The organism is Nodosilinea sp. E11 (assembly GCF_032813545.1).
GTDB lineage: Bacteria > Cyanobacteriota > Cyanobacteriia > Phormidesmidales > Phormidesmidaceae > Nodosilinea.
The window spans coordinates 196,817-211,422 of the sequence record NZ_CP136514.1 but is presented as its reverse complement, the minus strand read 5'-3'; the positions used below and the strand labels follow the sequence as shown (position 1 = coordinate 211,422).

Sequence of the window (14,606 nt, the reverse complement as noted above, 5' to 3'; positions counted from 1 at the left end):
ACATACGTTGCGATCGCCATCGCCATCCATCTTCTTCCAGTACTGCTTCGCGACCCCTCGGCAATCAGCGGACAATGCCATAAAATTGTTTCTATTCATGGTGTATTCCTAAGCTGATAGTTTGCTCTATCTAACCAGATTCCCTCTTTCTTCTTTTCCCTTCACGCTTCAAAAATCAACATAAACTGTTACAGAGCCATAAGTTTTTGAACTGAATTTTTTGATCATGAAAATTCTACTTGTTGAAGACGATCAGCTTACAAGTGATTTATTAACGACCACGCTTTCAGAAAATCGTCACGTGGTTGACCTGGCAACTGATGGGGCGATCGCGTTAGAGTTTGCAGAACTTTGGGATTACGACTTGATCCTGCTGGATGTGAACCTGCCAAAACTGGATGGGGTTCAGGTCTGTCGAGAAATTCGCTCTAGGGACGACACAACCCCGATCCTGATGTTAACAGCGCAGGAGGCGGATGAAGATGTGATCGCCGGGTTAGACGCTGGAGCCGATGATTATGTAATCAAGCCCTGCAAGCCAGAACATTTGTTAGCCAGAATTCGGGCCCTACTGCGACGGAAAACGGATAGCCCTGCTTCAACCCTTGTCTGGGGTGCATTGAGTCTTGATCTCGTATCGTGTCGAGTCACGTATCACCAGCAGAACATTACGCTGCGGCGGAAAGAATACATGCTGCTGGAACTATTTCTGCGGTATCCGCAGCGGGTTTTTAGCCGGAGTGCTATTCTTGACCATCTCTGGACGGTTGATAACTTTCCTAGCGAAGGAGCCGTTACGAATCTGATCAAAGACTTGCGTCATCGATTAACCTCGGTAGGATTGCCCCAAGATGTGATCGAAACCGTCCATGGGTTGGGCTATCGGCTGAAGCCTGTGTCTCAGGAGCCAGTACCAGACCAAAGCCTAGAGCGTGACGGCAAGGCTCAGCCCGATCACCCCCTCTCAATCGAGCACCTTCAAGAACGGTTTCAGGATTCCATCCAACAGCGACTGTTGCTTTTAAAAGACGCTGAACAAATGCTGCTGGCGGGTAACTGGAGCGAGGAACTGCGGCAGCGGGTGAAGCAGGAGGTGCATCGGTTAGCAGGCAGCTTGGGAATGTACGGATATGAGAGAGCGTCTGACGTGGCTCGATCGCTCGATCGCCTGTTAGCTGGAGATATAGCTATCGATCAGAGCCAGACTGCTCAGTGTGGGCAGTGGTTAGCGGAACTGCAGCAGCAACTGAGCCGACCGCCCAATCCTGTCAGCCAACCCGCTCCATCTCAATTGAACCCGCTCGTACTCATGATTAGCGAGAACGATCATTGGGCAGAGGCGTTACAGCAGGCAGTCCGTAATTGGGATCTGCGGGTCGAGGTTGTTCCCGATTGGTCACCGGCTCAACAGCAGTATGTTTTAGATGTTCCGGCGGCGATCGCGATCGAGTCGAGAGGCAGTCGCTTAGATGAGCATGACTTGGATGTTCTGCGGGAGATCAAGCAGCAGTTTCCTTTGGTGCCGGTGCTCATGCTGGCAGAGCAGGATGATTTGATCAGCCATGTTGTGGCTTCACGGGTGGGCAGCCAACGATACCTGGTCAAACCCCTGACGCCGGCTCAGTTCTTTGAAGCCATCACGCAGCTATTGCCTCAAATGCAAGCTGCCAAAGCTGAACAGGTAAGGGTGTTAATTGTGGATGATGACCCCAGCATTCACCCGATCTTGACGCGCCTATTGCAGCCCTGGGGATTGGAGGTCTTGAGTTTAGAGGAACCGGAGCGATTCTGGCAGGTATTGACCCAAACCCATCCCGATCTGGTGCTGCTAGATGTAGAAATGGCCACCTTCAATGGGATTGAGCTTTGCCGGGTGATGCGGCAAGACACTCGATATAGTGACCTGCCCATTCTCGTGATTACGGCTCACACGGAACCCGATTACATCCAGCAGGTGTTTGATGCTGGAGCCGATGATTTGCTGCGCAAACCCATCGTCGATTCTGAATTTGTGACCCGGGTGATCAATCGCCTTGAGCGATCGTATTTGCAGCGGCAGGTGAACCGGTTGCGCCGTCAGCAGACGCAACAGTTGTATCAGCAGGCAACAGTAGATGCCTTGACTCAAATTGCCAATCGTCGGGCATTTGATGAGTTTCTCCAGCAGTCTTGGCAACGACTGCAAGGAGAACATTCCCTCTCCCTGATTTTGTGTGATGTGGATCAATTCAAGCTTTATAACGATCGCTACGGGCACCTGGCCGGAGATCGTTGTTTGCAGCAAGTGGCTAGCACGCTGCAACAATGTATTAGACCTGGAATTGACCAGGTTGCCCGTTATGGTGGGGAGGAATTTGTGCTTGTTTTACCTGATACTTCTGCCAGTGGGGCCGTTAGCGTTGCCGACCGGATCCAGGACGCGATCGCTCACCTGAAGATCCCTCATAGTGAGGATGCTGCTTACAGTTACCTTAGCCTGAGCCTGGGTATTACCAGTGCAGTGCCTTCCGCAGGTAAATCTTTTACGGATTTAATTGCCATGGCCGATCGGGCGCTTTATGCTGCCAAGGAGAAGGGGCGCAATAGTTATTGCTTGTATCCGCTGTAAGTGCCCTACGGTCGTTTATGGTGTCACCTCATTTCCTCAGGTACCTTCGGATTGACTCAGCAAAAATTCCGCTGCGCTGGTTGCTAGTCATTCCGTTTGTGCTGCTCACGACGGGAGCAACGGCCCTAGTGGGCTATCTCTCCTACCGCAGTGGTCAGCAGGCCGTCGAGAACCTGACTACCCATCTGCTGGAGCAGACCTCAGAACGGGTGAGCGATCGCCTCAACAACTACTTGCGGACACCTCAACAGGTGGTCGCGGCGAATCATTTCGAGGTGGAGCAAGGCACCTTGAACCTGAATGACTTGGAGCAACTGCGGCGGCAACTTTGGCAGCAAATGATACTAAACCCATCAGTCCCTAGTACTATGTACTGGAGTGAACAGGGGCGCGGGCTGGGGTATGGGCGATTATCTTCAGAGGAAGGGCAAGACTTAATTCAGCAACTAACCGGTAAAACCTTTCCGCTGGGAGAGATTTATTTGCAAGTAGTTGAACCGAATTACCGTCAATTTTATCAGGTTGACTCCCAGGGCAAACCTCAAATATTGATTTATCAGCTCAAGAATGACTTCCGAGATTTACCCTGGTATCGGCAATCAATAGCTATTGGCAAACAACATTGGACACCTGTATTTACTAGTCGGGTTATACCAGGTTTGCAAATTCTAGCAGTCGCTCCCGTTCAGAATGCAGCTGGGAAAACTCAGGGATTGTTTACCTCTAACTATTTTTTGGCAGACTTTAGCCGATTTCTGAATACACTACAGGTATCTCCTACCGGACAAATGTTCATCATGGAGCGATCGGGGGATCTGGTTGCCACCTCCATTTTGTCGGAAGAATGGGCAATGAAACACGTGAATGGCCAACCCGATTACCTCCCTGCTGTAGATAGCCAGGATCACCCAACCAGGGATATTGCTGACCAGATCCTTCAACAGTTCGGGAATCTTCAAACGATTAGGGATGCTCAACAACTGAGTTTGGTAGTGGATGGTGCGCGACAGTTTGTGCAAGTCACGCCCTACAAAGACAACTACGGGTTGGACTGGCTTTTGGTTACGGTGATCTCCGAATCTGACTTTATGGCCGAGATTCAAGCACAAAAGGCTCGCACTATTCTTCTCTGCTGGGGCACTCTGTTGGCAACGAGTGCCCTGGGAGTATTGGTTGCCCGCCGCATTACTGGTCCACTCCATCGGCTTAATATTGCCGCTAGTAATATTGCACAGAATAACTTTGCTCACTCGGTGCCCATTGGTGGACTGGGGGAAGTAAAACAGCTTTCTCAATCCTTCCAGCAGATGGCAGAAGAACTACAGTTGTCTTTTCAATTAAAGACCGATTACGAGCAAGAGCTGAAGCAGCAGGTCGCAGAACGCACGACAGAACTAGTGCAGGCCAGAGACTTACGGGAAGTCATTTTTAACGAGTCAACCGACGGAATTTTTTTGGTAGAACTACTCCCAACCACCCGAATCTTGGATTGCAATGAACGCGCTGTGGAATTGTTTGAGGCAGAGAGTAAAGCCGAACTGATTGGTATTCAAGGCTCAACGCTGCAAAAGCAGCCCTACACCGAAGCTGAACTGGCTGAAATCGCGGCGGAACTGGAACAAAAGGGGTTTTGGAGCCGAGAGATTGAGTACGTTACCAAAAAAGGCAAATCTTTTTGGGGGAACTTAGCAGCGAAGCCTATTTTTGTCGCCGGGCAGGGGATGCAGCTCGTGCGACTAACCGATATTAGCGATCGCAAGCAGATTGAAGCGCAGCTGCGCAGAACAGAACAATGGCTGCAACAATACAGCCGCCAGTCTCCCACTACCATCTACACCGTCGTGCTGGAACCGGATGGACGCGTGTGGTTTGAGTACATCTCTGCTGCTGTAGAAGGCATGCATGAGGTTTCGCGGGAACAGGTTTTAGCCGATGCCCAGATTCTGCTCAGTCAGATCCATCCCGATGATCGGGCCGGTTATTTAGAGGCCACCGCTCACAGTGCTGAGACCCTAGACATGTTTTGCCACGAGTGGCGCATTGTTACACCCTCTGGCCAGATCAAGTGGCAACAGGGCAACTCGCAACCTGAACAACGCCCTAGCGGGGCGATCGCCTGGCATGGCGTGGTTCAAGATATTACTGCCCGCAAACAGGTGGAAGAATTGCTCCGCGAAAGTGAAGAACGCTTTCGGCAGGCCTTTGATAATGCGGCGATCGGCATTGCCCTCGTGGCCATCGGGGGGCGGTTTCTCAAAGTCAACCGCTCGCTCTGCGAAATGTTGGGCTACAGCGAAGCCGAAATGCTGGAGCGCTCGTTCCAGGACATTACGCCCCCGGCCGACCTCGATAGCGACTTGGAACTGGCGCAGCAGATGTTGAGCGGTGAACGACGCACCTGTCAACTGGAGAAGCGATATGTCCACAAACAGGGCACCACCGTCTGGGCTTTGCTTTGCGTCTCTCTGGTAAAGGATAGTGCAGGTCAACCGCTGTATTTTGTGTCCCAGATTCAGGATATTAGCGATCGCCACAAGCTAGATGTGATGAAAGAAGAATTTATTTCCGTGGTCAGCCACGAACTGCGTACCCCCTTGACGTCGATTCGCGGCTCACTTGGCCTCTTAGAAACCGGCGTTCTCAATGATGAACCGGAGACCGCCAAGCGGATGCTACAGGTTGCCCTCAACAGCACCGATCGTCTGGTTCGCTTGGTAAACGACATTCTAGATTTGGAGCGGTTGGAATCGGGTAAAGTACCGCTGGTGCTGGACATTTGCGACGTCTGTGATTTGATGGGGCAAGCCGTGGAATTGGTGCAGGCCATTGCCGATCAAGCTACCGTTACCCTCGTTTGGGAGCCCCTATCGGCCTCAGTTCAAGCCGCTCCTGATGCGATCGTTCAGCTGCTCACCAACCTCCTGAGCAATGCCATTAAGTTTTCACCACCAGGAAGTACCGTGTCGCTCAAGGCCGCAGTGATCGATCAATCTCTGGCCCATAAAATTGATCAGGAATGCCCAAGCAGGGGTTTTCAACATTCCAGGTTCTCGTCTGCTCCCCCTACCATGCCACTGTCCCAGAATGCTGTGATCGTCCCTTGCTCCATTGTATTCTCCGTTGCGGATCAGGGACGGGGGATTCCTCCAGAGAAGCTGGAAACCATTTTTGAGCGGTTCCAGCAAGTGGATTCCTCAGATTCTCGTCAGAAGGGGGGAACGGGCTTGGGGTTAGCGATCTGCAAGAGTATTGTGCAGCAGCACCAGGGCGCTATTTGGGCTGAGAGCATCTTAGGACAAGGAAGCACCTTTTACTTTACGCTGCCAACCGCAGCATAAACCGGGAAAGAGGAGAATAGTTTAGGTAACGGTGAAATGACTAAAAAAGTGCTGCTGATTGACGATGACTCGGAAATTCAAGAGGTAACTCAGATCGCTATTCGCAAAATTGCTGGATGGGAAACGATCGCTGCCACAACCGGAGCGGAAGGACTTAGCAAAGCAAGGCTAGAAGCTCCAGATGCCATTCTGCTTGATATCTCAATGCCCGATATGGATGGCTTTCAGGTATTTGAGCAACTGCAATTAGATCCACTAACTCAGGTCATTCCGGTTGTATTGCTGACAGCAAAGGCTCTACCCAGCGATCGTCGTCGCTTTGCCGCCATGAAAGTTGCTGGGGTAATCACCAAACCGTTTGATCCCGTCACGGTTTGGTCTCAAGTCGAAAAATTTTTAGGATGGTCACCTTAAACAGGGGATCTTATGAATTTCTTAGACTCTTGGAATACTATTTAATTGTTCAATTGATCTATGAATACCAATTATGGCAATTCGCTTTCCGTCTCAACATGAGCGAGCGAACTGTTAATAATAATTGAAAAGATTGTCTTAGATTTAAATATCATCCTAAGTATTGAGCTGTTTCAGCAATGTCGGCCAAGTTGATTTTGCTACTTCATGAAAGTGAAGACGACAGCATAGAGGAAATTATCAGCGTCTGTTTAAACTACATGGCGGGTTGGAATGTCGTTTCTATTCCTTTCACCTATGAAGGAATAAACCGACTACTGAGTAAACAACCCGATGCAATCTTGCTGGATGTGCTGCTGTGTGAAATGCCCGGACTGAGCATCCGACAAAGACGCCTCATCAAAAAGTTGAAAAGCTATCCGCTCACCCAAGCCAGCCCTATTCTACTGGTAACAGACAAGGCCAGTTGGTTCACCCCAGAACAGCTACAAGCTTTAGGGATCACAGGGGCGATCGAAAAGCCCTTCGACCCAGTTACGCTGCCTGCTCAGATCGCCAAAATCCTGCACTGGAGTGAATAAAACTAGACCAGGAACCACAGGCAGTCAAGGAGCGCATCCGCATTGATAATGTTCTAGAGATCAAAGGAGCGATCGACAACGAGTTCACCCCGGTTGATCTTTTCTCGAATTAGGGTGTGAACGAGTTGCAGTTCCTGGGGCGTAATATGGTGGTTTTCTCCCATTACGGTGGCAATTTGCTCTAGTTCATGGGTTGTCAGTACACCATCAGCCACTGATTTTTCAATGATGCTTTTGAGCCGGTTCAGATTTTGCTGTTCCTCAGGGCTCAGAGCTTTCATGTTGGGATGCGAAATTTCCATTGTGTTTATTCTCCTAGGCGATCGCGTTGACTTTTTAATTGAAACACTGCATTCACGCTTGCTCCAGCTGCCAGCCCCGAAACTGCGCCAATCCAAGGGTAGGATTGGGTTAACTGCTGATATCTTTGGCTCTGGAAGGGAGGCGCTGCTACTTTCAAAACAACCAGGGCAAACAGGATGCCGATTACAGAGGTAATCAAGCTAGAAAAAACAATATGCCGATAATTCATCGGTTGCTCCTTGTATTCTAGGCAGTTCCTTCTCCTTCCAGGCGAACTGTGGGAGAGGGCAGATCTGCAAGGGCTGGTGGCTGGCTAGTTGCCCCGTCAAAGGGGGCGCGATCGGGGCCTTGGGGCGGTTGATCGGAGGGCGGTTCACCCTTGAGAAACTGCAATTCCAGATTCTTAATCACCACATACAAGACCGGGGTAATCAGGTAGTTGACGATGGTGGCAATCAATAGCCCACCAAACACCGCTGTGCCCAGCGACCAGCGACTGGCGGCCCCTGCACCAGAAGCCACCACCAGCGGATAGAACCCCACGAGGGCGGCCAGGGCCGTCATCAAAATCGGACGAAACCGCTGCTGAGACGCATGAATTGCGGCCTGGGCGATCGTCATCCCCTGCTTGCGGGACTGGTTAGCAAATTCCACAATTAGAATCGCGTTTTTTGCGGCCAGACCAATCAACATCACCATCGCAATTTGGCAGTACAGGTCATTCACTAGGCCCCGCAGCAGAACAAACAGCAAGGCCCCAAAAATGGCCAGCGGCACGGTTAACAGAATGATGATCGGGTCAATATAACTTTCATACTGAGCGGCCAGCACCATGAACACCACCAGAATGCCTAGACCAAAGATCGCTCCCGCCTGGCCACCCGATTTCACTTCTTCTCTAGAGAGCCCCGTCCACTCGTAACCCAAATCCGGGGAGGCGACTTCTTTAAAGATCTGATCGATCGCCGCAATCGCTTCTCCAGAACTGGAACCGGGAGCAGGCTGTCCCTGAATTTTGATAGAGCGGAACAGGTTGAAGTGGTTGATGATAGAAGGCCCAACGATTGGCTGAATGGTGGCGACGGCATTTAGCTGCACCAGCTCGCCGTCCCGCGTGCGAATGTATACCTGTCTCAGATCGTCTAGCGTGCTGCGGTAGTCTTGGTCGGCCTGGACATAGACCCGGTAGCTGCGCTGCCCCAGGGTAAAGTCATTCACATAGCGGCTGCCGATGTAGGTGCTCAGGGTCGAAAGGGCCTGCCCAAAGTCGATATTTTGGGCATTGAGGCGAGCCCGATCAAAATCGATTTCGTACTGCGGCGTGCTGGTGGTGAACTGGGTAAAGACGCCTTTTAGGGCTGGGTGTTGGTTGGCTTTCGCGATAATGTCGTTGGCCGATGCCAGAAACTCATCAAAGCTCAGTTTGCCACCAGAACGATCTTGCAGCATGAACTCAAAGCCGCCGGTGGCGCTAAATCCGGGAACGGCCGGCGGGCTAAAGGCTTGAATGATGGCATCCTGGTTCTGGGCGAAGTCGTGGTTGAGCCGGGCCAGTATTCCGGCTGCGCTCTGTTCGGGAGTTTGTCGTTCTGCCCAGGGCTTTAGCTTGGCAAAGAATGTGCCTTTATTGGGGCCGCTGCCGTCCAGCCCGTAGCCGGTCACCATGACTGACGACTCGACTTCCGGGTAGGTTTGCAGAATGCGCTGCACCTCTGTCCCCACCCGATCGGTGTACTTCAGGGCGACGCCTTCGGGAGCCTGGACAATGCCTAGAAACAAGCCCTGGTCTTCCTCGGGAATAAAGCCAGAGGGCACCGTTTTATAAATCATGACGGTAGCGATTAGCCCCAGGATAAATGCTCCGATGACCAACATTCGGACTCGAATTAAGGCGTTTAGCAATTTCCCGTAGCGATCGATTACCCAGCCAAACCCCTGGTTAAACTTGCGGAAAAACCAGGCCAGCGGCCCCCGGCCCTCGCCGTGGTGGGGCTGCAAGAGCAGGGCCGACATACTGGGCGAGAAACTGAGGGCATTAAATGTGGAAATCAAAATGGAGAAGACGATAATCAGCGCAAACTGCTTATACATCACTCCCGTCGCCCCTGGAAAGAAGGACACCGGCACAAACACCGCCATCAACACCAGCGACATCGAGATCACGGCCCCGGTGATCTCGCCCATTGCCTCAAACGCGGCTTGGCGTGCCCCCATGCCCGTCTCTTCCATCTTGGCGGCGATCGCCTCCACCACCACAATCCCGTCATCGACCACCAGCCCCGTGGCCAGCACCAGACCAAACATGGTCAGGGTATTAATCGAAAAGCCCATGATCAGCGCAAACGCCATCGTCCCCAGTAAGGACACCGGAATCGCGATCGCCGGAATGAGCGTCGTGCGCCAGTCTTGCAGGAAGATGAAGATCACCAGCACCACCAGGGCGATCGCCTCCAGCAGCGTGTGCAGCACTTCCTCCTGGGAGGCTTCGATGAACTCGGTGACGTCAAACACCAGGGTGGCTTTTAGCCCCGGTGGAAAGCTGTTTTCGAGTTCGTGAATCCGTTCTTTAATCTGATCAGCCACATCCACCGCATTGCTGCCGGGGGCCTGGGCAATACTAATGGCCACGCCCGATTTGCCATCGACGAGGGTGCTGGCCGTGTAGTTCTGGGCTCCCAGTTCCACCCGGCCCACATCTTTTACCTGCACCACGGCACCATTGGGCAGCGTTTTCAGCACCACGGCGGCAAATTCTTTTTCGTCCCGTAGCTTGCCCCGCACCCGCACCGGAAAGTTGGCCGCCTGATCGCTAGGAGCGGGTTCATTGCCCAGCGCTCCCACCCCCACCTGCACGTTTTGCGATTGCAGCGCCGCCACCACATCCCCCGCCGTCATCCCCCGCGCCGCCATGGCGTTGGGGTCGAGCCAGAGCCGCATGGCGTAGGTGCGTTCTCCCAGAATCGCCAGGTCGCCCACGCCCGGAACCCGCTTCAGCTCATCGACCAGGTAGAGATCGAGGTAGTTGCTGATGAAAATGTTGTCGTATTCGTCGTTCTCGGCGTTGAAGCCATAGACCAGCAGGGTACTGGCAGAAGAGGCGCGGACGGTCACCCCCGTTTGCTTGATCACATCCGGCAGCGAGGGCTGTACCACCGCCACCCGGTTTTGCACGTTGACCTGGTTAATATCCTTGTCGCTACCGGTCTTAAAGAACACCCCGATCGAACTGATGCCGTCGTTGCTGCTGGCGGAGGTAATGTATTCCATGCCATCTACGCCGTTGATCTGCCGTTCGAGGGCCGAGGTGACGGTGTCTTCAACGGTTTGGGCATCGGCACCCACGTAGGCACTGGTGACATTCACCTTGACCGGGGCAATGTCCGGCAGGTTATTCACGGGCAGCATGGGAATGCTGATCGCCCCCATCAAGACAATCAACAGGGTGACCACCGTCGTCAGCACCGGGCGACGGATGAAGAGATTGGCGATCGAAAAAACACCCATGCCTACCCCTAGGATTCCACTTGAACGGGTGCGCCGTTCCTTAACTTCAGCGTGTTAGACACGGCGATGGTGTCGCCCGTCTGGATGCCTTCCAAAATTTCGTAGCGATCGCCCTGCAACTCCCCCAGTTTGACCGGACGCTGGGTGACGACCTGAGCGGTTTTGCCATCTTTTTCCTGGGTTTCAACCACGTAGACAAACCCCTGGCCGCCAATGCGGGTCACGGCGGTCAGGGGCACCATGATTTTGGAACTCTGCCCCCAGATCACCCTCGCCTTCACATACTGGCCATCGCGTAGGGTGCCCTGTCGGTTATCAAACCGGGCTTTGGCCAGCATTCCCTGGCTGGTGGCATCAATGCGCGGCGAGACAAAGCTGATACTGCCCGTGGCGATTTGATTGCCGGTGTTGGGATCGATTAACTCAACCGGTAGCCCCACCGTTAACCGCCCGCTCTCGGTAGAGGGCACGGTGATCCGCATATCCAGCGTATTGTTCTGGGTCAGCGTGGTCAGGGTTTGCCCGACGCTGACGTAATCCCCCACCTTGACGTTGAAATCGCCGACCTCCCCAGCGATGGGTGCCGTTACCTGTTTATAGGTCAACCCCACCCCAACCGAGCTTACCTTTGCCTGGGCCTGGCTCACATTGGCCCTCGCTTGGGCGACGGCGGTCTGGGCGGCATTCACCTGATCATCCGCCGCTTGCAAATCGGCGATCGCCCCCTCTAAATTGCGCTTGGCGATCTCGGCGTCTCGTTGGGCGATCGCTCCCTTTGCTACCAGTTCCTGGGCCCGAGCCGATTCTGACTTCTGGAGTTCCACCTCCGCTGCGGCCTTCGAGCGGTTCGCCTGGGCCGTTTGCAGCTGGGCCTCAGCCGTGGCCACGCCCGCCTGGGCCACCGTAACCCCCGCCTGGGCACCGGCGACATCGGCCTGGGCCTGGTCAACACTGAGGGCCAGAATGGGGCTGCCTTGGGTAACGCGATCGCCGCTGGCCGCAAATACCTGCTGCACTCGCCCATTGGTTTGCGGTTGTAATGCCACCCGTTCAGCGGCTTCCAACGTGCCCACAAATTCAGAAACACTTTGCAGCGTCCCATTCTCCACCGATTGCACCTTCACGGCCAGAGGGGGCGGAGTAGCTGCTTCTGACTCTGACTGGCTACTGCTGCACCCACTTAGAAAGGAGGAACTCCCCGCCATTAGGGATAACAACAGGGTCGCGTGAATCAGCTGACGGGTAGGGGAGACACTCATCGGTATAACTTGAACGTTGTACGTTTGGGCAATGAACGCAGGTTGGGTAGAATGATTTGCGCACCTAACGCCTGAAAACCGTTGCGCTGCTTGGTTTCCTAGCTAATCAATAGCGATCGCCCTTCGATGCCCAAGCTAGGGGAGAACCATAAGACAAAGATAAGAAGCGGCTAAAGTTAACCCCAGAACAGGGTTAAACCCTCGGTCTTGATTTGCTGGCAAACCTTCTGCCCTTTATTGCTCCGATCCCCCACCGTGCAGCTTTCTCAAGTCCCTTGCCATCTCTTGTGAGATAGGCGTCTCGCCTGTCCAGGTCAAGGCGTTCCATTCAACCTAAGAAGGCATTTCCCTAGCATTTTCCGTAGGCTGAACAATGCATAATTATCTTATTTGGTTCTTATGGTTCTACCGTAGCTTTCAGTTGAAACTGAGAAGGCTGTGTGACTAAGTTGATTGACTGACAAAAGTTCTGATGTAGGTTGGTGTTGAGCTAAGCGAAACCTAACACCAATAACGGTTTTGTTGGGTTACGCTAACGCTAACCCAACCTACGGCAGGATAAGGGTTTCAACAGTTTTGTCAGTCAACCAGATGACTAAGTTGATTAACTTTAATTAACCAATAGATAGGAGGCTAAGCAATACTCGCTCCTACACCAGAATATCGAGCAGGAGCTTGGCCCAGAGAAGATTAGGGTTTATTAAGCTAATTTGTTCTGACACGAAGACAGAATTGTTCTAAAAACCTTCAAGTTTTTATAGATTTCCTCATACCAATTATCTCTAGGAAAGGAGGCAGGTGTAGAATCTTTGGCTGGCAAGACTTCTAGACCTCTTGTGTAGGGGTAGAAATCCTATAGCTCCTTAATTTTTTTGATAGAAATTTTCTAAATATCAAAGTGTTGTCTTCATTGTTGAGTGTGGTCTGTTATGCAACCCAAAGCTTTTTTCCCATCCATTGCGATCGCATTTGTTTCGCTGACAGCTTCTTCATCCTTCTGGGTAAAACCAGCCATGGCTCAGGAAACGACCTTCGCCCTCTGCGAGGCAGCGAACTACACCGTACGGGTCTATAGCTCCAGCGGACAAACACTAATGAGGGCCTACGATCGCCAGCAAAATGTAGTTTGGATGAACCAAACCCCCGTCAGCACCGAAACGATTCCGCAAGGAACGGTGTACACCAACACCAGGGGCGAGCAAACGGTGAAGCTGTTGGTGAACAGCACTACCGATAACTGCACCATACAAGTAGGCACTCGCAGTCCTCAGACGGGTCAGCTATTAAGTTACAGCCCCAGTCCTGAGGCGACGCTGGCTCAGGTTCGTCAACTCTATCCAGAACAGGTGGCAAAGCTGGAAGCAGACTGTCGCCCCCCTGAAACGTTAATCGCTCAGCCTTACCAAAATTCAGGACAACCCCAGCGAGCCAGTTTTCTTTGCTGGTCGCCAACGGAAGCAAACGGCTCGCGATCGGGGCAATGGTTAGGGACGCTGCCGTTAACGGCAAATGATCCCACCTTTGCAAAACCGATGACCTGTTCTGCTGGAGATTCACAATGTCAGGCAAACCTGTCGCTGATTCAGGCGCGTTATCCTCAGCAGTTGCAACAGGCGGAGTTTGCCTGTGCCATGAAAAACGGCACCCTGTTTTTTGCTTCCGCACCACAGGCAATAGACATGCGCTGTGGATACTTTGCCACCAGTCTGTATGACGAAAACGGAGACGGACAGGGGTACCTGGAACAGCCTACTGGTGTGGATATCTCGGTTGGTACTGTGCCGCTACCGGGCTAAGCATTTGGGTATTGCTAAGGTGATCCTAGCGGTGAGTGCAGCGGCCAACGGGTGCTCTGTTCAATTAGGAAACAGTGTCCCAGAACCAGGAACCCTGCTGGAATCGACAACCGCAGAAACCGAGGCAACCCTCAACCAGGCGCGCGAACTGTATCCAGACTAGGTTGCAGCCCTGGAGGCAGAATGCGAATCTTCCGGTTCCCTGAGCGTTTGCCCCTTCCAGAATGAGTGAGAACCGCAACGGGCTAATTTCGTCTGCTAGTCACTCCCTGATAGCGACGGAAACTGCAGCGGTCAGTGGTTGGGCAACCTGCCGCTGACCGAGAACGACCCAATCTTTATCAAACCCTTCACCTGCCCAGCGGGAGATCAGGCCTGCGAGGCCCAGTTGGGGCTCCTGAAAGACCGCTTTGCACCCCGATTAGAGCAAGCTGAACTGGCCTGCTCAATCAAAAACGGTACGCTCTTCTTCGCACCAGCAGAACAGGGGATAGACATTTGCTGCGGCTACTCTGCAACCACCCTCTGGGACAGCAATGGGGACGGTAACGCAGATTATGAAGATCCCGTCGACATGGATGTCTCCGTCGGGACTTTGCCGCTGCTGCGGTAGCTACTCTAGGGTTGCCGCATGAAGAAAAGTTTCGTCTTATGCGGTTCTTATGGTGTCGCTTTACTGGTCGGCATTCCAGGGTTGCCGCCTGAAGCAGGTTTCGTCTTATGCGGTTCTTATGGTGTCGCTTTACTGTTCGGCTGAATAAGTGCGGACTTGAGCAATCAGCCCCCAGGACTCAATGGTTGCA

Annotated in this window: 10 protein-coding genes; 6 read left to right on the top strand and 4 right to left on the bottom strand. The window is 52.8% G+C overall.

Annotation, left to right across the window (positions count from 1 at the left end; genetic code table 11):
- The first annotated feature begins 226 nt into the window (after positions 1–226).
- The 4 genes from RRF56_RS00830 (at position 227) to RRF56_RS00815 (ending at position 6,941) form a co-directional block, all read left to right on the top strand.
- A complete protein-coding gene (locus RRF56_RS00830) occupies positions 227–2,608 on the top strand; it encodes a response regulator (protein WP_317033511.1) in 2,382 nt (793 codons plus the stop codon).
- Positions 2,609–2,817: 209 nt separating this feature from the next.
- Positions 2,818–5,946 carry a PAS domain S-box protein gene (locus tag RRF56_RS00825; RefSeq protein WP_317033510.1) on the top strand — a complete coding sequence of 1,043 codons (3,129 nt, stop codon included), beginning with the start codon at positions 2,818–2,820 and terminating at the stop codon, positions 5,944–5,946.
- Positions 5,947–5,982: 36 nt separating this feature from the next.
- Positions 5,983–6,360, top strand: a complete 378-nt coding sequence (locus RRF56_RS00820) for a response regulator (RefSeq protein WP_317033509.1) — start codon at positions 5,983–5,985, stop codon at positions 6,358–6,360.
- Positions 6,361–6,539: 179 nt separating this feature from the next.
- Entirely contained in the window at positions 6,540–6,941 is a 402-nt protein-coding gene (locus RRF56_RS00815) for a response regulator (protein ID WP_317033508.1), read from the top strand.
- A 53-nt stretch (positions 6,942–6,994) separates the two neighbouring features.
- Here RRF56_RS00815 and RRF56_RS00810 read toward each other — a convergent pair whose 3' ends face one another.
- From RRF56_RS00810 to RRF56_RS00795, 4 genes are read right to left on the bottom strand one after another with little or no spacing between them, the layout of a single operon-like run.
- On the bottom strand, positions 6,995–7,243 hold the full coding sequence (locus RRF56_RS00810; protein WP_317033507.1) for a hypothetical protein: 249 nt from the start codon (positions 7,241–7,243) through the stop codon (positions 6,995–6,997).
- A 5-nt stretch (positions 7,244–7,248) separates the two neighbouring features.
- Positions 7,249–7,473, bottom strand: coding sequence for a hypothetical protein (locus RRF56_RS00805; protein WP_317033506.1), 225 nt, complete (start codon positions 7,471–7,473; stop codon positions 7,249–7,251).
- A 17-nt stretch (positions 7,474–7,490) separates the two neighbouring features.
- On the bottom strand, positions 7,491–10,748 hold the full coding sequence (locus RRF56_RS00800) for an efflux RND transporter permease subunit (RefSeq protein ID WP_317033505.1): 3,258 nt from the start codon (positions 10,746–10,748) through the stop codon (positions 7,491–7,493).
- Positions 10,749–10,756: 8 nt separating this feature from the next.
- Entirely contained in the window at positions 10,757–12,007 is a 1,251-nt protein-coding gene (locus tag RRF56_RS00795) for an efflux RND transporter periplasmic adaptor subunit (protein WP_317033504.1), read from the bottom strand.
- Positions 12,008–13,020: 1,013 nt separating this feature from the next.
- Between RRF56_RS00795 and RRF56_RS00790 the strand changes: the two genes are divergently transcribed.
- Entirely contained in the window at positions 13,021–13,803 is a 783-nt protein-coding gene (locus RRF56_RS00790; RefSeq protein ID WP_317033503.1) for a hypothetical protein, read from the top strand.
- Positions 13,804–14,104: 301 nt separating this feature from the next.
- Complete coding sequence (locus tag RRF56_RS00785) at positions 14,105–14,416, top strand: hypothetical protein (RefSeq protein WP_317033502.1); 312 nt, start codon at positions 14,105–14,107, stop codon at positions 14,414–14,416.
- Positions 14,417–14,606 lie beyond the last annotated feature (190 nt).